Genomic DNA, 22,816 nt, shown 5'->3' on the forward strand with positions numbered 1-22,816 from the left:
AAGGTTGCTCCGCTGCCCAAGCACCTGGAGGAATTGGGCTTTAGCCCCGGCGACCTACATCGCCATCGCGGTCGATATCACGGTCAAGTTTGCGTTCGACGCTATTGCCAGCATCGCGTAACTTATCACCGACTGCGTTGGCGGTGCCTCGATATTGTGCTTGATTATCATGGCTGAATGCACCTGTTTCGGTATCAGCTTGTTCTCCAACGGTATCACCAACTGCGCCAATTGCTGCGCCAGTGACTCCACCAACCACGCCACCAACGACTGCGCCGACTGGGCCACCAACAGCACCGATGGCTGCGCCAGTTACTGCACCAGCAGCGCCACCACCAGCAGTGCCAACTTTGCTACTGTTATCGTAGGCTTGGTCGGCAGCACGGAAGGTATCATGGCCTTGATCATCGGTGGTCACATCGCGCACAGCGTTTTCAATCCGATTGCTCACAGGCGTATCGTTGGTGGTGCTGTAATCGCGATTAGCAATCGCTTCGCGAGTTGTATCGACGGTAGTCATTTGATCATAGGTAGCATTGCTAGAGTAGGCATTGGTCGTATCATAGGCGGTGCTATGCGGATAATCGCTATCATGCGTGCGATCATTCATTTTTTCGCCTGTGGTATCGCCAGCAGCGCCAATTGCTCCACCAACCACAGCGCCAGTTACCCCGCCGATCACCGCGCCAACTGGGCCACCAGCAGCACCGATGCTTGCACCAGTTACCGCGCCAGCAGCACCACCGCCAACTGTGCCAACTTTGCTGCTATCGGCATAGGCTTGCTCATTGCTTTGGTCGTAATCGGTATCGCTATCCCACTGGAAGCGTTCGGCTCCTGCTTGACGCAAGGTAGTTCTTACTTGGGCCGCCATGTGATCGTTGGCGTGCACCGTGACCAAGGTGCTCCCAGCTTTGACCCGATCTTCGTAGACATTCGCTTGATCTTCGGGAACGCTAGCGGCGTTGATCAATGCGCCGGCAATCCCGCCAGTGGCTGCGCCTGCAACTGCGCCGGTCAAGGCCGATACCAATGCGCCAGCACCAATCAATGGCCCGATGCCAGGAATTGCCAAAGCGGCCAAGCCAACCAACCCGCCCCAAACTGCTCCAACAGTTAAGCCTTCGCCAGCAGTCATATGATCGTCACTGACGGTGACCAAGTTACCATCGGCATCAACGGCGCGGCTAGTATCGCGAGCAACAACTGAAATAGCATCATTGGTGATACCAAGTGCTTGTAAATCGCGAACAGCGGCTTGAGCTTGTGCGTCTGAATTGAATACACCTATAACTGTGGTTGTCATACAATTAACTCCTTTGTTGCCTAACTGATATTTACAATCATTATTCCGATTTCCTGATTACTTATAAAGCAAAAAGCGTGCCACCTGCTTTGCTGGTATTGAACAACATTACCAAAATAGCCTGTAAAGCGGCTGCCCAAGCTCAAATTTGGCTTGAAATTCCGCATCTCAACAAGTGCCAAATTCGCGGTACAATGGCGTAATTGTCTGTGTAACAGGCATTGAATTCCAATGAAGGAGCCGAAACCTGTGGCAATTCACTTTGGTACTGATGGCTGGCGTGCTGTCATCAGTGAAGAATTTACCTTTGAAAATGTGCGTTTAGTGGCTCAAGCAATCGCTGAGCAGTTGCTGGCTGAAACTCCTGCTGGCGAGGTTACGCGAGCGGTGGTGGGCTTCGATACGCGCTTTCTTTCCGATCGCTATGCGATTACAGTTTCAAATGTGTTGGCTGCCAATGGTTTGGCGGTCTATTTAAGCAAAGCCGATTGTCCAACTCCGGCTTTGTCGTTTGCAGTTAAACAGTTGGCGGCTCAAGGCGGCGTAATGATTACCGCCAGCCATAATCCACCGCGCTACAACGGGATTAAAGTTAAAGCAGCGTTTGGTGGCTCGGCCTTGCCCGCAACCATGAAGCAAATCGAGGCCCGAATTAGCGATTTGCAAGCCTCGGGGCGAGCAGCCTTGTATGCTGAACCAGTTTGGCAAGAAAACACCACTGCCCAAGCGGGTGAGGTCGTGCGCTTCGATCCATTGCCAGCCTATTTGGCCCATTTGCGCACATTAATTGATTTTTCAGCGATTGCCCGTAGCTCGTTGCGCGTGGCAATCGACCCAATGTATGGCGCTGGGCGCGGCTATATTGCCCGTTGGTTGCGTGAATTGGGCGTGATGGTAGCCGAAATTCATGGCGATATGAACCCTGGTTTTGGCCGCTTACACCCTGAGCCAATTGGCCGCAACTTACAACCGTTGGCCGACATGATTCGCCGCGACGGCTACGATTTGGGGCTGGCAACCGATGGCGATGCAGATCGGATTGGGGCAATGGATTCACGCGGCGAGTTTGTTAGCCCACATCAAATTTTTGCGCTTGCCTTGCGCCACTTGATCGAAACCAAAGGCCAACGCGGTTTGGTCGTCAAAACGATTTCAACCACCCAATTGATCAATCGCTTGGCTGCGGCCTACAATTTGCGGGTGGAAGAAACGCCAGTGGGTTTTAACCATATTTGCGATCTGATGTTGGCTGAACCAGTGTTAATTGGTGGCGAAGAATCAGGCGGCATCTCGATTTTGGGTCATGTGCCCGAGGGCGATGGCATTTTGATGGGCTTGTTGTTGCTCGAAATTGTCGCCCGTGCTGGCAAACCGTTGCATGAATTAATTGATGAGTTGCAACACCAATATGGTCCATTCGCCTATGATCGGATTGATCAGCGCGTGCAACCATTTAAAAAGGCCGATTTAGTGCATGCGCTCAAAGCCGAAGCGCCCCAAGAAATTGCCGGAGTGGCCTTGCAATCAATTAATGATCGCGATGGAGTCAAATATTTGTTGGCTGATCAAAGCTGGCTTTTGATTCGACCCTCAGGCACCGAGCCTGTGCTGCGCATTTACGCCGAAGCAGCCAATGCTGAGCAAGTGCAAGCCTTGTTGCAAGCTGGCGTACAATTTGCCAATCAGCAATTGACCAATCTGGTGGCAGTTGGCTAAAATAGCCCAAGGAGGTGCGTTTGACGATTCTTGATTGGGTTTTGATCGGCATATTGCTGTGGTATAGCGTGCTTGGTTTTTACTGGGGCACAATTCGTCAGTTGCTGGCATTGGCGGGGTTGATTACCGCAATTGCGATTGCTGGACGAATCTATCCAGGCGTGACCGATCTGCTGATCAGCTTGATTCCTGCGACCGCGCCGGGCTTTATTAGCGTTTTTGCGTTTTTGCTGAGTTTGTTGGCAGTAACAGCCCTCGTTAGTGCGATAGCAACGTGGCTACGTCTCAAAGTTGGGCTGTTGTTTTTGGGCCGCGCTGATCATGTGATTGGGGCGCTGTTGGGGTTGGTGCAAGGGATTGTACTAATTGGAGCTTGCTTGGCAGGCTGCGTTGGATTACCCCAAATCGGGATCATCGATGCAATTCAACAATCAAGCTTGGCAGAATATTGGGGGCCAGTGGTGTTGGTGATTGTCAACCTCCTGCCCGAAACCTTCGTGCCAATGAATCAAATGCTATTTGGGTGAAACAATGCAAACAATAAACGATCGTCCATGGGTTTCAACGAGGAGACCAAACTATGGCAAATAATACGATGCGGGCGGTGCAAAAACCATCGGCAGCTCCAGGAGCCAAGCTGATCACTGCGCCGATTCCTCAGCCAAAGCGTGATGAAGTGCTGATTCGAGTGCGAGCTTCGACGATTTGTGGCACCGACTTGCATATTTATAAATGGGACCCGTGGGCACAAAGCCGCTTCAAAGCGCCGATGATTTTCGGCCATGAATTGGCTGGCGATGTGGTCGAGGTTGGCAGCGATGTGACGATGGTCAAGGTTGGCGATTTTGTCTCCGCCGAAACCCATATTGTCTGTGGTTATTGCTACCAGTGTCGCACTGGCGCAGCCCATATTTGCCGCAACGTCGAAATTATTGGGGTTGATCGGCCTGGCTGTTTCGCTGAATATATTGCGGTTCCGGCGGTCAATGTTTGGCGCAACGACCCAAATATGCCACCAGCCTTGGCTGCGGCTCAAGAGCCATTTGGCAATGCGGTGCATACCGCCTTGGCAACCAACCTTTCAACTCGCAATGTCTTGGTGACTGGTTGTGGCCCGATTGGCTTGTTTGCGGTGGGGATCGCGCACGCAGCAGGAGCCAAGCAAATTTTCGCCACCGATATCAACCCCAAGCGCTTAGAAATGGCGCGAACCATGGGTGCAACCCATGCTTTGGATTCACGCGACGATGTGGTGCATCATGTGCTGGCGGCGACCGAAGGCGAAGGCGTTGATGTGCTGCTCGAAATGTCGGGCCATCCTAGTGCAATTGATCAGGGCTTTCGATCGTTGCGTTATGGTGGTTTTGCCTCATTGCTGGGTTTACCACCCAACGGCTTGCCCGATTTCGACCTTGCCAACCATGTGGTGTTCAAAGGTGCGACCGTGTATGGCGTTTCAGGCCGCAAAATGTTTGAAACCTGGTATCAAACCCAAGCCTTGGTGGCGGGCAATAAGGTCGATTTGCGTCCGATTATCACTCATCACTTGCCTTTGGAAGAATTTGAAACCGCGTTTGAATTGATGCTGCGTGGCGAGGCTGCCAAAGTGGCTTTGTATCCGCATGGGCTTGATGGTGCTTGGTAATTAAACCCAAAGGCCGTTCAGTACGCCAACTGAGCGGCCTGCTCACTTAATCATTAATACGGCGTAAAGTATAACGACTGCTATGGTTGATTTCCACTAGTTGCGAACTTAATTGTTCATAGGCATCGTGGACTGTAATCAACCGTCCAGTGAGTGGATTATCCTCAGCAAGCAGCCAGCGCACTAATTTGGCGGCCTCCTGCCCAGAAACCCCTTTGGTTTGAGCCATTTTGACCATCCCATCAGCAAAGCGTTGGGCCTCGGGTGTGCTTTCAAGCTCGGTGCTCAATTTGGTGGCAACAAGCCCTGGCCCAATACAATTAACCCGAATCTTTTGGCGCTTCAATTCCATTGCCAGCGTTTCGCTCAAGCGCACAATTGCGGCCTTGATTGCCCCATACGCCGCCAGCCGTGGCGATGCTTCAACCGCGCCATAGCCAGCAATATTAATAATTGAGCCACCGCCACGCTCAATCATTACTGGAATAACCGCATGACAGAGATTGAGCGTGCCCCACCAGATCGTATCGCACATTAACCGTAGTTGATCCAGATCGAGATCATGGAATTGGCCAAATGGCCCAAGCACTCCCGCAAGATTGATCATGGCATTTGGTGTTCCCACCTCATCTATAACGGTTGCAACTACCTGTTGGACTGCTTCGGGGTCGCGGACATCAGCACTAAAACCAACACTGCAATGGCCTTGGCTTTGTAAAGCTTGGACTGTTTGATTGAGTTTGGTTGGCTCACGGGCGATCAAAACCGTCTGCCAGCCATCTTCGGCGAGTCCTTGCGTGATAGCTTGCCCAATTCCACCGCTTGCCCCGGTGATCAAAGCGATCTTTTGCATCATTAAATCCTTTATTAAACGTCGAGAACCTGACGATTGCTCATCAGGTTCTACGTGACAGGAATGATCCGAGGATGTTATTGGCGAACGCCAGAGTTATTGATCTCGTTGGGATCAAGCTTGACTGTGCGCTGGCCGGTCATTGGATCGAAATTGGCCTGTGGGCTTGGCGCAGGATTGTAATTTGGCGCTTGGCTGGTTGGCGGCGTGTTGTTGACCGCTGGCTCAAAACCGGTGTTGATCACGCTAGGCGTGCTTGGTTTGCGGCGCACTTTGCTGCGAATGCTATTCCACCAAGCGCGGTAGGTTGCGCTAGTATCGGTTTTGCCAAAGGCTAACGGAGCTGCTAGGGCTAAACAGATCACGGCTGGAATGTAGAACAGAACGCGTAAGAACGTTTCGCCAAAGAGTGTCTGCCCAGCTCCAAAGAGCACGAGCGAAATCCCAATCAATACATTGAGCGAATTAAGCCCCAAGTTACGAGTTCGTAACAAGCTCATTAATTCGGTGCGATTGCCAAATAACAGTAAGCTGCCAGTAACCAGTGGCACGAGCGCTCCCACAACATTGGCAGCAATATTGGCAATCATAATCAGTAATACGATCGCAACCACAACAACGACTACCGTTCCAACGGTCATCATGGTATCGCGTTGATTTTTCATCAGAACCTCCTAGAACGGGTAAACCCCCGTTTGGTTTGCTGTGGATGATACGGCAGCCAGCTCTGAATTGTTGCGTTAACGTTTGGATAGCGCCAAGCGGATGCCAAATCCAAATAGAATAAGCCCCGTACTGCCTTCGATCCAAGCCCGCACCCGTGGTTTGAGCATCCAACTGCGCATTTTATCCAAACTTAGGGTAATCAGGCCTAACCAAACGATGCCGAGCACAAAATGAATCGAGGTTAATAGCAATGAGCGCAGCATCACTGGATCATTCGGGCGAATGAATTGGGGCAGGAAGGCCAGATAAAATAGGGCAACTTTGGGGTTCAAGACGTTGGTGATCAAGCCTTCGCGGTAGGCATGCCACGGGTTGAGGCTTGGCTCAGCAGTGCTTGATATTTCGTTGGTTACTAGATTGGGTTTGAGGGCGCTGCGTAGCGATTGCACCCCAAGATAGCATAAGTAGAGCGCTCCTGCCCATTTGACCACGCTAAATGCCAGCGCCGAGCGAGTTAAAATCAGCGATAAGCCAAGGCCTGAGAGCAGTGCATGGATGAACAAGCCTGAACTAACGCCGAGCGTCGCTAGTATTCCAGCTTTGCGGCCACGCGCCAAAACGTTGCGCATAACCAACAGCGTATCAGCGCCAGGCGTGATGGTTAATAAGGCGACGGCGAGCGTGTAACCAATTAACTGAGCATCAAACATAGGCTGCTCCCATATAAAGTAAAGCCCCTCTCCTGTTTGCTGACAAGAGAGGGGTAGGTTGAGCTAACGATTATTCCTCAAACACAGCTTTCACGCGGAAATAATCGCCTTGACGATCGGGCGCGTTGGCCAGCGCTGCATCAACTGGCAAACTCGATGTGACTGCATCAATTCGCGTGACATTGGTCAAATCGGTCACTTGCGCGGTAATCGGCACATCGGTCACATCAATTGCTTGCAACATCTCAATATGATCAAGAATCGAGGAAAGCTGCAAGCGCATACGTTCCATCTCATCCTCATCCAATTTCAAACGAGCTAAGTGAGCCACTTGGCGCACTTGTTCAGGAGTTAACGACATAGCATCCTCACAATTACTACTAGCGTGAACGGTAGCCCATTATTGCCCCGCCGATGACCGAGAGCAATAGCACGACGATCAGCACTGGTTGATCGATTTTGAGCACCCAACCAACCATACTTGCCATCATGCCACTGAAAATTCCACTACCGATTGCATACCCCAGCCGATTTGGCTGCGATTTAGGTTTTGCCATTGCTGCCTCGATTGTACCAGATTTCGTTCTGGGAACTTTTACGATTCACCTGTCGTTAGTCTAGCATAAACAAATCATTTGAAAGGAATCTTCCAGTGCTTCGACGAATTACGGCAATTGTTGCCCTTTTAGTTTTGGCTGCCTGTGGTAACCAAACCACTGCAACCAACGTTCCCACCGTCCAAACGAGCGTAACTGCTACTTCGGCAGTTGCCAGCGGCTTTGCTTATGACACGAGTGCAGCGGTAACTATCGTAGAAATGCGCAATGAGGGCGGCTTTGTCACCCCGTTATACAACAAATTATTGTCTGTGCCACAGTTTCGCTTATATGGCAATGGCGAGCTGATTTACCAATATTTTAATGCCGACGGTAAATTGCTGTGGCAACAAACCACATTAACTGAAACTCAAATTCAGCAATTGCTGAACGATCTGCTTGGGGCCGAGCAAGCTTTCTGTCTCGACACTCCATTGGGTGATCCTGAGCCAATGATCTCAGATGCCAATGTAACGACCTTGACCGTGAATTTGAGCGAACGTTCATGCAGCGCTCAAGCCTACGCCGCCTTTGCCGAACAACGCTCAGGCCTGAATGCTGATGGTCAACGCCGTTTTGTCCAATTTCGCAAAGCTTTAACCACGGTTGAAGCCTTGATGCAAGTGGAAACCAAGCCCTATCAAGCCCAAGGTGCAACGATTTACTTGGAGCCAGCAGGCGCTGAAGAAATTGCAACCGCCCAAGAATGGACGTTCAAGGCTGAGTTGCGTGAAGGCAATGTGGTAACCGATAGCGAAGCCGCTGCGCTCGTGGCCTTTGCGGGCGCTCCAACCTTGGTCAAATCGGGCGAGCAAACCTTCCGTGTGGTTGCTGTACCAATTTTGCCATAGGTAATATCCCTCACCCCCTAAGCCCCCTCTCCCGCCGCGCGAGGCGAGGGGAACCACGAAACGAAAAGCCCCTCGCCCGCCGCAGTGGGCGAGGGGTTGGGGTGAGGGAACCCTACTTAATCGCGTTGATCAAAATCATGACGATAATAAACACGGCTAAGGCTGCCATCCCAAATTGATGGGTGATATTGGCATAACGGCCTTGGCGAATTTCCAGCGGCAAAGCTTCTTTTGGCACAATTTGACGGCGCAAACAATTAGGGCAGGTTTCAACATATTGATGACTGGTGATTACGCCAAAAATAAAATAAAGATGAAAATACCGATAGATCAGTTGAACGTTAAACGGTACATTCATTTGGCAGCTAGGGCAGACATGCCAAGCAGTTTTTAACGTGTCCACCGCATTACCACGCGTCCCAAGAATAATCATGTTGTTCTCCCTCTCACAAAACAGGGGTTATCGCGCTATTTGACCATAGCGGAAGCGGAAAATCATCAACCTTGCGACCTATTCTTTGACAATTGGCTCGCCGGTTGCGCGATCAAGCCGAGGCCGTAGAAAATTGTAGACCGCGCCACGCCGATTGGCGCTCAGTTTGCTCCAGGTCAGGCTAATAATTTCGTGCAATTGCTCAGGATTCAATTTGTTGATCATGCCACTGCGGACAAGCAAGCGTTGCACGCCGCCCCGTGGCTCTAGCCCAATATCAACCGTGGCAGCGCCTGCAATTGCGCAACCATCTTCAGCGACACGCAATAATTCATCGATTAATGTTTCGGCATGCGGCACAACTTGCAAGCCATTTAATGTCACAATTTGAATGAATTGATCAGCATGAAAAGGTAAGGCAGTCATATCGGCACAAATTAAATGTACGTTGATAATGCCTTTTTTGGCTAATTCGGCTTGGGCTGTTCGCAGCATTGGCATTGCCAAATCGATCCCAACCACCTGTAAATTGGGGCGTTGCGCATATAAATCGATGGTTAATCGACCTGTACCGATTGGCGCTTCGATTGCCCAACCCTCATGTTGCAAGGCTTTGGCGACTAGTGCAGTTTGTTCAGAGCCAGCCATGCCCAGCCAGCGAAAAATCCCATGATGCACCAGCAGATCATAGGCACGCGGAAATTTATAGGGCAATTGCTGAATCAAGGGGCGCAGGCCAGCCAAAAAGCGCTTCACAACGTATCTCCAATAAAAGACCTGCTGTATTATAGCCAAATCTCAATTATTTGCGACTAAATAGATTGCCAAACCAGCCGCGCAAGGTCAAAAGCCAATTACGAATGCCCAACCCTAGCCCAAGCGCCGCCGCCCCAAACGCCACTAACCCCAGCCAGCGAATTTGCCAGATCGCGCTGCCGAGCAAGGCCAATACGGTGATGATAACGCAAGCATCAATTAACCACCGCTGTTGCGGCGATGTTTGATAACTACTGCGACTGCTGATTCGTTGCCATAGCCAACCCACGAGTGTAATCAGGGCAATCCATTCCCACACCGATAAACGCATAAGCCAACGCATAAACGCTCCTGATGCTTGCTCAATCTAGCGTATTATAGCCAATGACCTGCGAAGTGGATGCATGCTAGGCAGTTTTTTCGACCCAATTAGTTACTTCTTTGTTGACATAAGTTTCTTGTTCGGCATACGGTAAATGACCAACATGGGGAATCGCCAAGAGATTGGCTTGGGGAATATTGAGTTTAAGCCATTGGGCCTGCTTAAATGGAACAATTGGGTCGTGCTGGCCATGCACAATTAATGTTGGGACGGTGGTTGGTTTGGCCATAATCAACGGACGAATATCAGCCTGTTTGAGCACGGTGGTGATGCCTGCGATGCCAGCAATTGGGGTTTGTTGCATTTGCTCGTAGCCATCGCGAATCGTTTTAACCACTTTGGGATTACTATAAAAGCCTTGGCGATCTTTGATGAAGGCTACCAGTGATTTGGAAAAAGCCCAATGGCTACAGCGGCCTAAGCCCAGCGAGCTATGAATAATCGCTTTGAGCAAGCTGGGCTGGCCGACAAACCGTTGCCATACGTTGACAATCCCAGTCAATTCCGACCAAACCACGGGCGAAAGCACGATCAGGCGTTTGACCAATTCAGGCGCTCGGTGGGCAATTCCCAAGGCGATCAAGCCACCAGTTGAGTGGCCGATGATCGTGGCTGGCTTGCCGTTATTAAGCTTTTTGAGGCTGGCAATTCCAGTTTCAATCAGGTGTTCTTGGGTCCAGCGGCTCCATTGTTGGTTGGGTTGGTTGGGCACGGCTCCATGGCCAGGCAAGCCAACCAATTGCACCTCGCCATGCGGCCAAAGGGCATCCCACAACCAAAATCGATTAACGGCAGTGATGCCATGCCATGCGATAAATTGTTCAGCGCCAGTGCTGCGTTGCAAAACCCGAATCGCCTCTTGGCCAACCGTCCCTTGAACGCTGATCGTGTATTCATCCATGGTATGCTCCCTTTATCGCCATGAATTGTTTGCGCCTGTAAACGCAACTCTCTTGCATTATGCTTTACTATAGAGTACTTTTTGGCTTAATGCAAGTCTCTTGCATTAGCTGCGGAAGGATCGAACCCATGAAATCTGAGCCATCCGAGGGATCTGATGAGCCGAATGTGTATCAATCGTTGTTGCATCGCCAACGTCCAGGCGGGCGCAGTGCTAAGGTGCATGCGGCGGTGTTGCAAGCCACTGGCGAATTATTGTTCGAGCAAGGCTATGCCCAGTTGCGGATTGCTGATGTAGCTCAACGCGCAGGGGTGCATGAAACCTCAATTTATCGGCGCTGGAAAACTAAGGCCATGCTGGTGGCGGATACCGTGCTAGCCTTGTTTGATCAGCATGTGCCAAACCCCGATACTGGCTCGTTTCGCGAGGATGTATTGAGCTTTTTGCCCAGTTTGGTGCGCTATTTACAATCGCCAGAGGGTGAAGCGCTTGGTCGGGCTTGTGTTGATGTTTCAAATTTGGCCGAGGCGGCTGAGGCGCGTCAAGCAGTCTGGGGCATTTGGGTCGATCAATTTGGAGTATTGGTTGAGCGAGCGATCGCTCGCGGTGAGTTGCCAGCAACAATCAATGCCCAAATTTTTCTGGAGATGTTGATTGGGCCATTTTTTCTACGCTTACTCGTGACGGGCGAGCCATTACACGAAGCAATGGCGGTGCAGGTAATTGATCTGCTCTTACAGCATTAAATAAACAACGCAATCGTATTAACCGATTGCGTTGCTTTTTGGCTCAATTAAATTTATTGGCCTTGTTGACGTTCGTTTTGCTCACGAGCTTTTTCAACTGCGGTGTTGGTTGGATCTTCATCGCGATCACGACCAACTAAGCCACCCACAAAATCTTTGGTATATTCAACGATACCACGATCGTGAGGGGTGTTAGCTTCACCTTCTTCGCGGCGTTCGTGAGCGCGATCATTGCCAAAAACATTGCTAACAAAATCTTTGGTGTATTCAGTAATTCCACGATCGCGTGGTTTATGTGATTCTTCGGTCGTTGGTTGCTGATTTGGCGTTTCATCGCGATCAAACAAATTTTGAATAAAATCTTTGGCTTTTTCGCCAAAACCGCGTTCATCATGATTGTTTTCTTGATTACTCATTATCAATTCCTCCAATATTAATTAGGCTTTACGGCGCTGGGCTAATTGCGGAGCTGGTTGGATGCGGCTTAGTACAAAGCCAAGTACAACCCCAGCGATAAACCCGCCAGCGTGAGCAGCATAGGCGACACCGCCGCTGGTTTGGCTGGTTGTGGTAATTGTGGCAAAGGTTGCAACAAATTGCTGTACTGCCCATAAACCAATCATCATCCAAGCTGGAACCGTTTGAACGAAACGTCCGAGCAATACTTTGACCGAATTGCTGCGAAACATTACGATATAGGCTCCGAGCACGCCCGAAATTGCCCCTGATGCACCGACGCTGGGAATTCCAGCGCTGGCTGAATTGAGATTAAGCAGAATGTGTGCCGCCGTGGCAATTAATCCAGTAATTAGATAAAAAGCTAAGTATTTGCCATGGCCAAAGGCATCTTCAACATTATCACCAAAAACAAACAGAAACAGCATATTACCAATTAAGTGTGCCCAACCACCATGCAAAAACATCGAAGTCAATAAGGTGATCAGGCCATCGCCAGCAGCGATCCGTTCGGGCACTGCGCCCCAGGTCATAATAAAATCTTGCAAGGCTTGGCTTTCGCTGCCCAACGAAAATTCGTATAAGAATACCAGCACGTTGAGGGCAATCAGGCCATAGGTTACATAGCCGCGTCGCCGTAGTTTGGAGTTATCGTCGCCTAGTGGAAACATAGCCCCTCCCTATAACACGCTATATTTTTCAGCACCATTTTGCCAATATTCTTGTTTATCGAGCGATGCTGCACCATCTTCTGTATGATCGTTGCTGCTGGGTGTGGTTGGCAGCGTTTGATCAAACAAGCCTAAGATGCGTTTTTTCAAGAGTTGGCGGCTTTCAGCGCCAGTTTGGGGCGCGGTTAGGGCGGCGGTTGCTAGCCCTAACAGAAAATATTTGGCAGCCATCCAGATCGTTTTGAAGAAATGTCTAAACATTGCGGTTCCTCCAACTTATGTGCTTGATAAACGGTGTCGCTATTTGCGTTGAAATTGACGACCGAATATCAACCAACTAAGCAAAAAGGATACCAAGGCTATTCCACCAAGCCAGATATAGGTGCTGGCCTCGGGTGCACGGTTGAGCAACATAATTTGTTGATAATTGGCGATGCCATGGGTAACGGGCAAGCCGCGGGCAATATTCTGCACAAACGGCAAAAACGATTTTAGCGAGATGAAGAAACCGCTGAAGAACACCGACATCAACAATACCAACATCGAGAATTGTACCGCTTGGCTATCGGTGCTGACTACCGACGAGATCAAAAAGCCAATGCCAAGCGATGCGATGGTCAACATAAATGTCAACAAGGCAAAATTGAGCAATTGGCCTGTGTAAAAGGGCACGCCCAATCCAAAGACCATTAACGAGACCAAAACACTGACAATGACTGCCGATAAAATCGTGTAGCTGGCATATTTGCCAACCAAGGTTTGAAAGGCCGAAAGTGGCGAGACCCGAAACATCTCCAACGTGCCTTGTTGCAACTCACGCACTAGCGATAATCCTGCCAAGGTCACCATCATATGTTGCAGCAAGAGTGCTAGCACCGCTGGGGTATAAAAACGTACATAGGCGGTCGCGGGATCTTTGGTGATATCGCCAAGGCTTTCGATTGGTGCAAGGTTGCTAGCCACCGAGCGTAATGGTGAAACAACCACCGCTGGATCGATTGTTTGTACCCGATCAGCCTGTTGATCAAGTTCGCCGAGCCGCGTATCAAGCTCGGCTAATTTTTGATCTTGCTGCTCCAAGGTTCCGCCTGCGGCCAAATCGCGATCAAGCCCATCAAGCGAAGCTTGGAATGAGCTAAGGCTTTGGGTTGAACTACTGGTTTCGCTGGCTCCATTTTGGGTCATCGATAAGGCAATTAATTGCAAGGCTCCCGATTCGCGTAATGTTTTGATAGTTTGGCGAGCTTCGTCACGTTTGTTGCTATTGAGTTGTTCGCGCAATTGGCTAATTTGCTGGCGTGCATCGCTGACATAATCGCGTAATGTGCCAATTTGCTGCTGACTCTGGCCAACCACGCTAAACAACATGCCTTTGTTCAATTCGTTAATTTGGGTATACGAGAGATATTCGATCCACGAGCGTAGCAATGGGTCAACTTCGCTATAGATAAAGCGAATATCAACCGCCTTGCCCGTAGAGTAGACCGTGGTCATCTCCAATGGGAAAATTTCGACCAAATCTAGCTCGTCGTTGTTGAGCGCCGCGACGGCTGGCTCCTCACTCTCATAAATATGCCGCTCCGCATCGATCACAAAAGTATTGCTGATGCGCTTGATCAATTCAGTTACTTGGGGATCGTCGCGATGGCCTGGCGGTACAACGATGCCCGTGCGCAATTTTGGTTGCTCACCTTGATAGCCAACTCCAAACAATGAGAGAATCAGAAATGGCCCGATGATCAAGCCAACTAAAAGCAAGGGTTGTCGCCGGATTGCATTTAATTCTTTGGCACAGAACGCAAAAATGCGTACTAAATCTTTAAGCATTGATCTGCTCCTTGCTCTCTGGTTGCTCAAGCCGCTCCATCAAGGTAATAAAAATATCGTCGAATGGCGGATTATATTCACCAACTTGGCGCGTATCGATGGTGGGATCGGTGGCCAGGGCGGCCAGCAGTTCAGGCAAGGCCGTGCTAGCATCATCGACATAGACCATCATGCTGCCCAACGGAGCATTGTGAGGGCGTTCGATGCCTAACACCAATTGATGACGACTTAAAATTCGCACGGCGTTACGCAGATCTTCGGCATCAACCCGTATTGTCAGCACATCGCTGCCCAAGGCGCGGCGGCGCAAGCCATCGGGCGTATCGACCAGCAATAATTGACCATCGCGCATCACTGCCACCCGATCGCAATAGGCGACCTCGTTAACATATTGAGTGGTGACAACTAACGATTTGCCCATGGCTTTGAGTTCTTTGAACTGATCCCAGAAGCGGCCACGTAGCACTGGGTCGATGCCAGCGGTTGGCTCATCAACAAATAATAATTCTGGCTCATGTACTAACGCAGCAGCTAATTGCAAACGCCGTTGCATGCCACCAGAAATATTGCCAGCTAACGTGCGGCGAGCCTGATCCAGCTCAACAAAATCCAATAATTCATCAATTCGTTTGCGGCGTTTAGTTAACGAAACGCCATACATCGAGGCGGCAAAGCGCATATTTTCAACCACATTCAAGTTGGGGTAGAGCACAAATAATTGAGGCATATAACCCAGTTGCTCACGATCGTGGGCATTGAATGTAGCGGGATTTTTGCCAAGCACGCTGACTGAGCCAGTTGTTGGGATATAAACGCCCGTCATCAAGCGCACTGTGGTGGTTTTGCCACAGCCCGATGGCCCGACGATGCCAAAAATCTCGCCAGGCTGAATATTCCATGAAACATCGCGCACCACGTCGCGATCGCCAAAACGCTTTGTCACCTGCTGAAGTTGAATCAGCGATTGACCGGCATGTGCTTGCATAAGCTCATTGCTCCTTGCACCAAGCGGCGATACTGCTCTTAACTTGTTGATCGGCTTTGGCTCTATTGTATCCTAGCGATCAACCGTAGTTTGAAAAAGGCTCCACGCTTCTAGCAAGATGTAAGCCAAGTAAAGGCAAAAGGCAGCAATCAAAAGGCAAAAAAGGAGTAACCCAGAGACATAAAAGGAATGAGGGATTGGGGATGAGGGATTAGGGATGAAGCTTTCGGAATAGAACCCTTCGCGATCTTGGTGTTCTTCGTGGTTTCAAGCCTTCGTGCCCTTTGTGTCCTTCGTGGATCAAAACCTGACCAGCAAACCTGCATTGTTGCAGTCGCGCAGATGTGCTAAAATGAGGTACCGAGTTTGTACGGAGTTTTTGAGTATGGCACATGCAACACGGATTGGGCTAGTAACCAGTGGCTCGTTATTGGAAGGCTTAACTGCCCGTTTAGATGAACGCTACGAAATTGAGCGTTTGCGCGTTGGTCAATTTATGGTGGTGCAAGGCCGCCAAAACCGCTTTTTTTCAATGTTGACCGATGTGCAACTGGCCGCTACCAGCCTTTCGATTTTGGCCGATCCGCCAGATGATGAGCACCCGTTGTTGCGTGAGATTTTGGCTGGGCGTAACACCTATGGCACATTTAAATTAACCCCTCAATTGATGTTGCCCGAAGATTCACTCGAAACACCTCGCCCAGTTAAGACTATTCCTGCCCATTTTGCGCCAATTTACGAGGCCAGCGAAGATGATTTTGGCTTGGTGTTTGGGGCTGAGGGCGATGGTAAGTTTCAAATGGGCACGCCGCTGGATATGGATGTACCAGTCTGTATCGATCTTGAGCGCTTTGTTGAGCGCTCGAATGGTGTGTTTGGTAAATCGGGCACAGGTAAATCATTCTTAACGCGTTTATTATTATGCGGCGTGATTAAACATAATGCTGCGAGTAATTTGATTTTTGATATGCACTCCGAATATGGTTGGAGCGGCACAACCGAGGATAAGATTCAAGAAGTTAAGGGCTTAGCGCAGCTTTTTCCTGGCCAAGTCTATATCTACACGCTTGATCCTGAGTCGTCGCGGCGGCGCGGAGTAAAATACGATGGTGATATTACGATTGGCCTGAATGAAATTCGGGTTGATGATATTTTATTATTGCAAGATGCGCTTAATCTCAATCCGACTGCGGCAGAATCGGCCTTTATTTGTGCTCAGCGTTTTGGCGACGATTGGATTCAAAAACTGCGTGAATTAGATACCGAACAACTCAAAGAGTTTGTCGAATCGACAGGCGCAAATATGTCGTCGATGTCAGCACTTTCGCGCAAACTAGCTCAGCTTGAGCAACTCAAATTTGTCACTCGCAAATCGAGCCAATCATCAATTCGTCAAATTATTGATGCCTTGTTGGCTGGTAAAAATGTAGTGGTAGAGTTTGGTCAATATCGCAGTGAATTGGCCTATATGTTGGTTTCAAATATTCTGACGCGCCTGATTTATGATGAATGGGTACGGCGTACCGAAACCTTTCTAGCCACAAAAAAATCGAGCGATAAACCGCCGCAACTGATGATTACGATTGAAGAAGCGCATAATTTTCTTACGCCCAGCCTGGCCAAACAAACCATTTTTGGCAAAATTGCCCGCGAATTACGCAAATATTCGGTCACGTTGTTGGTGGTTGATCAACGGCCATCGTCGATTGATAACGAAGTGATGAGCCAACTTGGCTCGCGGATTACTGCTTTGCTTAACGATGATCGTGATATTGATGCGGTATTTATGGGTGTTGGTGGCTCGAAAGGCTTGAAAACCGTGTTGGCCTCGCTTGATTCGCGCCAGCAAGCCATGATGTTGGGCCATGCCGTGCCGATGCCAGTGGTGATGCGTACCCGAGCCTATGATAAAGCTTTTTATGAAGCGATGATGCAGGGTAATCGACGACGGCCTAAGCCTATTCCAATTACCGATGACGATGCTAATGATGATTTATTTGGATCAAGGCAATAAACCATTCTTCCTAAACGTGATCAGTCAAAAGATGGAGATTGCTAGTTAAAAAGTACTTCGAGAGGGTTGACGATCAACTAGGAACAATGCTATAGTGAAACGAGTGGCTAAATGCTGTTGTTCTTACGAGCAACGGCATCACAGCACGCACAATACCGCGATGAGATTGCCACAATTTGCCTTAGCATTCAGGCATGTATAGATAAACTGTCGCCGCGCCTCGTGCCGATGCTTGGGGGGCGGCGTTCGATCATTAGTTTAGATAGAAACATCTTGCCTGCGACTCAACCTCGGAGGAGCCATTTCAATGATTGACAAGCTACTGGAGCTTGCGGCAAAAAATCAAAACCGCATCAAACGCGAAGACATTCTCAGCGTGTTGCCAGAGCCAGAAACGAATATCGAAGCCCTCGAAAGCCTCTACGAACAAATCGAAGAAGCGGGGATCGAGGTTGTTGATGCAGATGAAGCGCCCAACGTTGCCGACCTCGATCTCGATTTAGATCTTGATAGTGATCACGACCTCGACGGAGCCTTGCCTGATCTTTCGGATATTGCGCTCGACGACCCAGTGCGCATGTACTTGCAAGAAATTGGTCAAGTACCCTTGCTGACTGCGGCGGAAGAAGTCGATCTGGCCAAGAAGATGGAAGTGGCTCACGCCGCCAACGATACCTTGCTGCAAGATGATGGCATGCTTGAACATAGTGATCGAATTTCGTTAAAACGCCATATCGATACTGGCCGAGCAGCCCGCCAACATTTGATTCAGGCTAACTTGCGCTTGGTGGTTTCGATTGCCAAAAAATATACCTCGTATGGCTTGACCATGATGGATCTGGTGCAAGAGGGCAATATTGGCTTGATGCGGGCAGTCGAGAAATTCGATTACACCAAAGGCCATAAGTTCTCGACCTACGCGACGTGGTGGATTCGCCAAGCAATTACGCGAGCGATCGCCGACCAAAGCCGCACCATCCGCTTGCCTGTGCACATGGGCGAGGCAATTAGCCAAGTTAAGCGAACGTCGCATAAGTTGCAACAAACCATGCAGCGCGAACCAACGCCCGAAGAAATAGCCGAAGCCATGGGCATTACCGCCTCGAAAGTGCGTCGCACCTTGGAAGCCTCGATGCACCCACTTTCGTTGGAAATGCCGGTTGGTCAAGAAGGCGAAGGCCGCATGGGCGATTTCATCGAGGATGATCGAGTTTCAACCCCAGTTGATGCTGCGGCCATGACCATGTTGCGCGAACAAATTGAAGAAGTTTTGCAAAAATTGCCTGAGCGCGAACGCAAAATAATTCAATTGCGCTATGGCCTTAAAGATGGCCGCTACCGTACCCTCGAAGAAGTTGGCCTTGAATTTGGCATTACTCGCGAACGGATTCGCCAAATCGAAGCGGTGGCCTTGCGTAAACTGCGTCACCCCCACCTTGGCAAGAAATTACGTGGCTATCTTGATTAACGAATGGCGCTAAAACTACCGACCCAGCGCACATTTAACGTGGCGTTGGGTTGATTTTTTGCGTAACAACCTGTTTTATGGTACACTATCGCAGTTTTGCAGCGATCTAAGATTATTTTAACTCTACATGGAGTAGCATAGCAATGGCGAACGAAACTCTACGGTTGGCACTCCAGCCGCGTGAAATTACCGGCAAAAAGGTTCAAAGCTTGCGCGACCAAGGTATTTTGCCAATCGGTATTTGTGGCCGTGGGATCGAACCCTACTCAGCCCAAGTTGACGAACGTGAATTTAACAAAGTGATCAACCAAGCTGGCTATAGCGGCTTGATCGAGTTGAGCATCCCTGGCCAAAAACGCCAAGTTGCCTTCTTGTTGGAAGTCCAACGCAACTCAGTCACCAATCGCATCATTCATGCCGACTTGCGGGTGGTTGATGCCAACGCACCAGTCGAATTGGATATTCACGTTGCTTTGCAAGGCGAAAACGATATGGTGAGCCGTGGCAACGCTGTATTGAACTTGGTTCAATCAGTGATTCGGGTGCGAGCTTTGCCAGGCGATGTGCCACATCAAATTGATATTGATGCAAGCAGCCTGACCGAAATTGGTCAACAAATCTTGGTTAAAGATTTGAGCTTGCCAGCTACCGTGGAAATTCTCGATGATGTTGAAACTTTGATTTTGACCTTGGGTTATCCACAAGCTGAAGAAGCTCCAGCCGCTGAAACTGCTGCTGAATAATTAAATGCCCCTGTGGATTAATCCATAGGGGTTTTTTAAATCCAAAAAAAGGATGTGGTGTATGCCACATCCTTTTTTAATCTATTTAGCTTTTCTTTTTGGGGCGGCCACGGCGAGCGCCAGTTTTACGGGCTGGTTGGCTTTGTGGGTCGATCACCAAAAATTCAATCCGGTTTTTATCTTTGATTGGGCGAAAACGTAATACAAGGTTGCTGCGGCTAGCAGCTTCGCGTACAAGTGCCCGCAACTTGCGTTTGTCTTCGTCATCGCCTAATACCACTTGACCACCAAAACCAGCTTTAGCGTTTTGGAAATAATTGGTATACTCGGCAATAATGCGTTCGCGGGTTTCGCGCTGAACGGCACGCTTTGGTTTTGCCCGTTCTTGCATTTCTTCTGGTGACCAGAGTGTAAATTCTGCCATGGTTTTAGCCTCCGAAAATGATACTATGCTCGTGACGACACGCCATTCTCAATATTCTTGCTCTGTATAGCCTTATCGTATATAGATTTCTGCTTTGTGTCAAGTTTTTTTGTTTCAATTTGGCCAATTTTGGAGGAATTGTGATGGAACATTCATCAATGTTTACACTTGATCAACGTGATGCCCGTAGCTGTCTGTTTAAACGAGCAAATCAGCAAATTCGCATCAGCATCTGTAGCGAACAGCTTATTCGGGTTTGTATTAGTAATGATGCACCATTAGCACGGCGTTCATGGGCGGTTAATCGCGCTGATGATGCATGGGAGGCACTTGCATGGTCGGTTTCAGAAAATTCAGATTCAACGAGGATTGAGACGACAAAGCTACAAGTAAATGTTGCACATGCTGATGGCCGAATTACATTTAACAATCTGGAGCAGCAGCCATTTTTTAGTGACGTTACGCCAGCAAGCTACAACGCCGATGGATGGGTTGTTCGTAAGCAAATTTATAATTCTGAGCATTTTTATGGTTTTGGTGAACGCACTGGCTGGCTTGAAAAAACAGGTCAGCATTTTTTAAATTGGACGCTCGATCCTGAACCACATCATAGCCCGCGTATTGATAATATGTATGCAACAATGCCAGTTTTTATGGGATTGCAGCCTAATCTCTGCTATGGCGTGTTTTTCAATACATCATTTCGCTCAAGTATTGATGTTGGGGCGGCTGATGCTGCATTGTTGAGCTTAAAAACCCAAGGCCCAGATCTCGATTATTATGTGGTTTTGGGTACAACACCTGCCGAAATTACCGCTACTTGGCGTGAATTATTGGGAGCAATGCCTTTACCGGCCTATTGGGCGCTTGGTTATCATCAAAGTCGCTGGGGCTACGATTCAAGCATGACGATGCAGGCAATTGCTGATGAATTACGTGCTCGCAATATTCCGTGCGATGCGATTCATTTTGATATTGATTATATGGATGGTTATCGGGTTTTTACTTGGCATCCTGAACGTTTTGCCCAGCCAGCTCAATTGTTGCAAAATTTGGCTCGTGATGGCTTCAATGTGGTAACAATCATTGATCCTGGGGTCAAAACTGACCCAAATTATGCAGTATTTGCCGAAGGAATCGCCAACGATTATTTTATCAAGCGGGCTGATGGAACGTTATTCAGTGGTTATGTTTGGCCTGATGATAGCGCATTTGCTGATTTTACCCGTGCTGATGTACGTGAATGGTGGGGAAATTTACATAAGAAATTGATCGATGCTGGGGTACGCGGCATTTGGGATGATATGAATGAACCAACCGTGTTTGACCGACCTTTTAGCGAAGGTGGTGGCAATGGTGGTACGATCGATCTGAATGCGCCGCAAGGATCTGCCGATGAGCGTACAACTCACGCCGAAGTACATAATTTGTATGGTTTGTTGATGGCTCGCTCAACTTATGAAGGCTTGCGACAATTGCGCCCTAATGAACGACCATTTGTATTAACTCGCTCAGGTTTTGCTGGTTTATCACGATGGGCGACTCTCTGGACTGGTGATAATTCGGCGTTGTGGGAACATTTAGAAATGATGTTGCCGCAAATTGCTAACTTGGGGCTTTCAGGAATTCCCTTTGTTGGCGTGGATATTGGTGGATTTTTTGGCAATGCGTCGCCAGAATTATGGGCACGTTGGGTTCAAGTTGGGGCATTTCTGCCGTTCTGTCGTGGGCACTCGTGTTCGGGCACACGTCCGGCTGAGCCGTGGGCGTTTGGCGAACGCACCGAAGCAATTGCGCGGGCCTACCTTAGTCTGCGCTATCGTTTATTGCCCTACTTGTATACGTTGTTTTATCAAGCTTCAACCACAGGTGCGCCAATTATTCGTCCATTGGTGTATGAATTTGCGGCTGATCCGACCACTCACGCCTTGCACGATCAGGTGTTGTGTGGCTCGCAATTAATGCTTGCGCCGATTGTACGGCCTGGGACTGAATATCGTTCGGTTTATTTGCCCGCTGGCGAGTGGTACGATTGGTGGACGGGTGAGCGGATCAAGGGTTCGCAGCATATTTTGGTGCATGCGCCGCTTGAACGGTTACCGCTGTATGTGCGTGGTGGGGCGATTTTGACTCTCGGCCCAGTACTCAACTACACCAGCGAAGCCCCACTTGATCCTTTAACCCTCGATGTTTACCCCAGTGGCACAAGCGAATGGACGCTCTACGAGGACGATGGCATCTCGTTCGATTACGAACAGGGCCAAGCAGCGACCACAACGTTTAGCTGTGTTGAAACTGAGCAAACAATTACGTTGATGATTGCCGCCCGCCAAGGTAGTTGGCAACCTGCCCTGCGCACAATCGTGGTCAATCTGCATTCGCTGCCGCCCAAAGCGGTTTTGTTTGATACAAATGCAATCGAATGGGTCTACGCTGAAGGCGCAACGACCGTGAGTTTTGCTGATGATGGCTTGGCACACACGCTTGAGGTGCAGTTGTAAGCATGAATGGAGAATATAGAATATAGATGTAATGGTTCATTGAGTTAAAACCAATTGTAATGCGCCCTCACCCCCTAGCCTTACAAGGGTAGGTTTAATGATTGAGTGGGATCTGGAGTCGATGTTCATGCCCTCACCCCCTGACCTTACAAGGGTAGGTTTTTAA

At 49.3% G+C, this 22,816-nt stretch carries 25 protein-coding genes; 9 read left to right on the forward strand and 16 right to left on the reverse strand.

The annotated features are described in order from the left end of the window. Nucleotides 1–40: 40 nt before the first annotated feature. Nucleotides 41–1,306, reverse strand: coding sequence for a general stress protein (locus tag DEF47_RS15455; protein ID WP_012190108.1), 1,266 nt, complete (start codon nt 1,304–1,306; stop codon nt 41–43). Between the two features lie 249 nt (nt 1,307–1,555). Between DEF47_RS15455 and DEF47_RS15460 the strand changes: the two genes are divergently transcribed. From DEF47_RS15460 to tdh, 3 genes are read left to right on the forward strand one after another with little or no spacing between them, the layout of a single operon-like run. After that, the gene (locus DEF47_RS15460) at nt 1,556–3,022 is read left to right on the forward strand and encodes a phosphoglucomutase/phosphomannomutase family protein (RefSeq protein ID WP_012190107.1); all 1,467 of its coding nucleotides are present in this window, start codon (nt 1,556–1,558) and stop codon (nt 3,020–3,022) included. Nucleotides 3,023–3,042: 20 nt separating this feature from the next. Then, a complete protein-coding gene (locus DEF47_RS15465; RefSeq protein WP_287045221.1) occupies nt 3,043–3,549 on the forward strand; it encodes a CvpA family protein in 507 nt (168 codons plus the stop codon). Between the two features lie 53 nt (nt 3,550–3,602). Continuing rightward, nucleotides 3,603–4,667 (forward strand): L-threonine 3-dehydrogenase, encoded by a 1,065-nt coding sequence (gene tdh / locus DEF47_RS15470; RefSeq protein WP_012190105.1) that lies wholly within the window; start codon nt 3,603–3,605, stop codon nt 4,665–4,667. Nucleotides 4,668–4,713: 46 nt separating this feature from the next. Here tdh and DEF47_RS15475 read toward each other — a convergent pair whose 3' ends face one another. The 5 genes from DEF47_RS15475 to DEF47_RS15495 form a co-directional block, all read right to left on the reverse strand. Beyond that, a complete protein-coding gene (locus tag DEF47_RS15475; RefSeq protein ID WP_041304499.1) occupies nt 4,714–5,520 on the reverse strand; it encodes an SDR family NAD(P)-dependent oxidoreductase in 807 nt (268 codons plus the stop codon). 77 nt (nt 5,521–5,597) lie between these two features. Beyond that, nucleotides 5,598–6,185 carry a hypothetical protein gene (locus tag DEF47_RS15480; protein ID WP_012190103.1) on the reverse strand — a complete coding sequence of 196 codons (588 nt, stop codon included), beginning with the start codon at nt 6,183–6,185 and terminating at the stop codon, nt 5,598–5,600. Nucleotides 6,186–6,260: 75 nt separating this feature from the next. Beyond that, entirely contained in the window at nt 6,261–6,896 is a 636-nt protein-coding gene (locus DEF47_RS15485; protein WP_012190102.1) for a LysE family translocator, read from the reverse strand. A gap of 70 nt (nt 6,897–6,966) precedes the next feature. After that, nucleotides 6,967–7,257: an Asp-tRNA(Asn)/Glu-tRNA(Gln) amidotransferase subunit GatC gene (gene gatC / locus DEF47_RS15490; protein WP_012190101.1), complete on the reverse strand. Its 291-nt coding sequence runs from the start codon at nt 7,255–7,257 to the stop codon at nt 6,967–6,969. A gap of 19 nt (nt 7,258–7,276) precedes the next feature. Continuing rightward, nucleotides 7,277–7,453, reverse strand: coding sequence for a hypothetical protein (locus tag DEF47_RS15495; RefSeq protein ID WP_287045222.1), 177 nt, complete (start codon nt 7,451–7,453; stop codon nt 7,277–7,279). Nucleotides 7,454–7,548: 95 nt separating this feature from the next. On the opposite strand from DEF47_RS15495, the gene DEF47_RS15500 reads away from it, so the two are divergent. Further along, on the forward strand, nt 7,549–8,343 hold the full coding sequence (locus DEF47_RS15500) for a hypothetical protein (protein WP_012190100.1): 795 nt from the start codon (nt 7,549–7,551) through the stop codon (nt 8,341–8,343). Nucleotides 8,344–8,455: 112 nt separating this feature from the next. On the opposite strand, the gene DEF47_RS15505 is transcribed toward DEF47_RS15500, so the two are convergent. The 4 genes from DEF47_RS15505 to DEF47_RS15520 form a co-directional block, all read right to left on the reverse strand. Continuing rightward, nucleotides 8,456–8,776, reverse strand: coding sequence for a hypothetical protein (locus tag DEF47_RS15505; RefSeq protein ID WP_012190099.1), 321 nt, complete (start codon nt 8,774–8,776; stop codon nt 8,456–8,458). Between the two features lie 78 nt (nt 8,777–8,854). Further along, entirely contained in the window at nt 8,855–9,532 is a 678-nt protein-coding gene (locus DEF47_RS15510) for a class I SAM-dependent methyltransferase (protein WP_012190098.1), read from the reverse strand. A 46-nt stretch (nt 9,533–9,578) separates the two neighbouring features. After that, nucleotides 9,579–9,875, reverse strand: a complete 297-nt coding sequence (locus tag DEF47_RS15515; RefSeq protein ID WP_012190097.1) for a hypothetical protein — start codon at nt 9,873–9,875, stop codon at nt 9,579–9,581. Nucleotides 9,876–9,939: 64 nt separating this feature from the next. Then, entirely contained in the window at nt 9,940–10,815 is an 876-nt protein-coding gene (locus DEF47_RS15520; RefSeq protein ID WP_012190096.1) for an alpha/beta fold hydrolase, read from the reverse strand. Between the two features lie 128 nt (nt 10,816–10,943). Here DEF47_RS15520 and DEF47_RS15525 point away from each other — a divergent pair, with 128 nt between their 5' ends. Beyond that, nucleotides 10,944–11,561 carry a TetR/AcrR family transcriptional regulator gene (locus DEF47_RS15525; protein WP_012190095.1) on the forward strand — a complete coding sequence of 206 codons (618 nt, stop codon included), beginning with the start codon at nt 10,944–10,946 and terminating at the stop codon, nt 11,559–11,561. Between the two features lie 53 nt (nt 11,562–11,614). On the opposite strand, the gene DEF47_RS15530 is transcribed toward DEF47_RS15525, so the two are convergent. The 5 genes from DEF47_RS15530 to DEF47_RS15550 are packed head-to-tail and all read right to left on the reverse strand — an operon-like array spanning nt 11,615 to nt 15,500. Further along, a complete protein-coding gene (locus DEF47_RS15530) occupies nt 11,615–11,977 on the reverse strand; it encodes a hypothetical protein (protein WP_012190094.1) in 363 nt (120 codons plus the stop codon). A 21-nt stretch (nt 11,978–11,998) separates the two neighbouring features. Then, on the reverse strand, nt 11,999–12,688 hold the full coding sequence (locus tag DEF47_RS15535; protein WP_012190093.1) for a rhomboid family intramembrane serine protease: 690 nt from the start codon (nt 12,686–12,688) through the stop codon (nt 11,999–12,001). Nucleotides 12,689–12,697: 9 nt separating this feature from the next. Further along, nucleotides 12,698–12,949 (reverse strand): YtxH domain-containing protein, encoded by a 252-nt coding sequence (locus tag DEF47_RS15540; RefSeq protein WP_012190092.1) that lies wholly within the window; start codon nt 12,947–12,949, stop codon nt 12,698–12,700. A 39-nt stretch (nt 12,950–12,988) separates the two neighbouring features. Further along, nucleotides 12,989–14,515: an ABC transporter permease gene (locus tag DEF47_RS15545; protein ID WP_012190091.1), complete on the reverse strand. Its 1,527-nt coding sequence runs from the start codon at nt 14,513–14,515 to the stop codon at nt 12,989–12,991. Continuing rightward, a complete protein-coding gene (locus DEF47_RS15550) occupies nt 14,508–15,500 on the reverse strand; it encodes an ABC transporter ATP-binding protein (RefSeq protein WP_012190090.1) in 993 nt (330 codons plus the stop codon). The genes DEF47_RS15545 and DEF47_RS15550 overlap by 8 nt, the downstream gene beginning before the upstream one ends. 385 nt (nt 15,501–15,885) lie before the next feature. Between DEF47_RS15550 and DEF47_RS15555 the strand changes: the two genes are divergently transcribed. The 3 genes from DEF47_RS15555 to DEF47_RS15565 all read left to right on the forward strand — a co-directional run bounded on the left by DEF47_RS15555 (nt 15,886) and on the right by DEF47_RS15565 (nt 19,725). Continuing rightward, a complete protein-coding gene (locus DEF47_RS15555; RefSeq protein WP_012190089.1) occupies nt 15,886–17,514 on the forward strand; it encodes a helicase HerA domain-containing protein in 1,629 nt (542 codons plus the stop codon). Nucleotides 17,515–17,821: 307 nt separating this feature from the next. Next, nucleotides 17,822–18,982: an RNA polymerase sigma factor RpoD gene (gene rpoD / locus DEF47_RS15560; RefSeq protein WP_012190088.1), complete on the forward strand. Its 1,161-nt coding sequence runs from the start codon at nt 17,822–17,824 to the stop codon at nt 18,980–18,982. A 143-nt stretch (nt 18,983–19,125) separates the two neighbouring features. Beyond that, on the forward strand, nt 19,126–19,725 hold the full coding sequence (locus tag DEF47_RS15565; RefSeq protein WP_012190087.1) for a 50S ribosomal protein L25: 600 nt from the start codon (nt 19,126–19,128) through the stop codon (nt 19,723–19,725). A gap of 85 nt (nt 19,726–19,810) precedes the next feature. On the opposite strand, the gene DEF47_RS15570 is transcribed toward DEF47_RS15565, so the two are convergent. Beyond that, entirely contained in the window at nt 19,811–20,149 is a 339-nt protein-coding gene (locus tag DEF47_RS15570; RefSeq protein ID WP_012190086.1) for a hypothetical protein, read from the reverse strand. Between the two features lie 143 nt (nt 20,150–20,292). Between DEF47_RS15570 and DEF47_RS15575 the strand changes: the two genes are divergently transcribed. Then, a complete protein-coding gene (locus DEF47_RS15575) occupies nt 20,293–22,650 on the forward strand; it encodes a TIM-barrel domain-containing protein (protein WP_012190085.1) in 2,358 nt (785 codons plus the stop codon). Nucleotides 22,651–22,816: the final 166 nt, after the last annotated feature.

The organism is Herpetosiphon sp., from assembly GCF_003512625.1.
GTDB classification, from domain to species: Bacteria; Chloroflexota; Chloroflexia; order Chloroflexales; family Herpetosiphonaceae; genus Herpetosiphon; species Herpetosiphon aurantiacus.

Bases quoted from the DNA above. Each gene is read 5' to 3' on its own strand.
- DEF47_RS15485 (WP_012190102.1), bottom strand. From the start codon at position 6,896: ATGTTTGATGCTCAGTTAATTGGTTACACGCTCGCCGTCGCCTTATTA.
- DEF47_RS15455 (WP_012190108.1), bottom strand. From the start codon at position 1,306: ATGACAACCACAGTTATAGGTGTATTCAATTCAGACGCACAAGCTCAA.
- DEF47_RS15520 (WP_012190096.1), bottom strand. From the start codon at position 10,815: ATGGATGAATACACGATCAGCGTTCAAGGGACGGTTGGCCAAGAGGCG.
- DEF47_RS15475 (WP_041304499.1), bottom strand. From the start codon at position 5,520: ATGCAAAAGATCGCTTTGATCACCGGGGCAAGCGGTGGAATTGGGCAA.
- DEF47_RS15505 (WP_012190099.1), bottom strand. From the start codon at position 8,776: ATGATTATTCTTGGGACGCGTGGTAATGCGGTGGACACGTTAAAAACT.
- gatC (WP_012190101.1), bottom strand. From the start codon at position 7,257: ATGTCGTTAACTCCTGAACAAGTGCGCCAAGTGGCTCACTTAGCTCGT.
- DEF47_RS15535 (WP_012190093.1), bottom strand. From the start codon at position 12,688: ATGTTTCCACTAGGCGACGATAACTCCAAACTACGGCGACGCGGCTAT.
- DEF47_RS15495 (WP_287045222.1), bottom strand. From the start codon at position 7,453: ATGGCAAAACCTAAATCGCAGCCAAATCGGCTGGGGTATGCAATCGGT.
- DEF47_RS15555 (WP_012190089.1), top strand. From the start codon at position 15,886: ATGGCACATGCAACACGGATTGGGCTAGTAACCAGTGGCTCGTTATTG.
- DEF47_RS15575 (WP_012190085.1), top strand. From the start codon at position 20,293: ATGGAACATTCATCAATGTTTACACTTGATCAACGTGATGCCCGTAGC.
- DEF47_RS15570 (WP_012190086.1), bottom strand. From the start codon at position 20,149: ATGGCAGAATTTACACTCTGGTCACCAGAAGAAATGCAAGAACGGGCA.
- DEF47_RS15480 (WP_012190103.1), bottom strand. From the start codon at position 6,185: ATGAAAAATCAACGCGATACCATGATGACCGTTGGAACGGTAGTCGTT.
- DEF47_RS15565 (WP_012190087.1), top strand. From the start codon at position 19,126: ATGGCGAACGAAACTCTACGGTTGGCACTCCAGCCGCGTGAAATTACC.
- DEF47_RS15540 (WP_012190092.1), bottom strand. From the start codon at position 12,949: ATGTTTAGACATTTCTTCAAAACGATCTGGATGGCTGCCAAATATTTT.
- DEF47_RS15550 (WP_012190090.1), bottom strand. From the start codon at position 15,500: ATGCAAGCACATGCCGGTCAATCGCTGATTCAACTTCAGCAGGTGACA.
- DEF47_RS15515 (WP_012190097.1), bottom strand. From the start codon at position 9,875: ATGCGTTGGCTTATGCGTTTATCGGTGTGGGAATGGATTGCCCTGATT.
- rpoD (WP_012190088.1), top strand. From the start codon at position 17,822: ATGATTGACAAGCTACTGGAGCTTGCGGCAAAAAATCAAAACCGCATC.
- tdh (WP_012190105.1), top strand. From the start codon at position 3,603: ATGGCAAATAATACGATGCGGGCGGTGCAAAAACCATCGGCAGCTCCA.
- DEF47_RS15545 (WP_012190091.1), bottom strand. From the start codon at position 14,515: ATGCTTAAAGATTTAGTACGCATTTTTGCGTTCTGTGCCAAAGAATTA.
- DEF47_RS15530 (WP_012190094.1), bottom strand. From the start codon at position 11,977: ATGAGTAATCAAGAAAACAATCATGATGAACGCGGTTTTGGCGAAAAA.
- DEF47_RS15525 (WP_012190095.1), top strand. From the start codon at position 10,944: ATGAAATCTGAGCCATCCGAGGGATCTGATGAGCCGAATGTGTATCAA.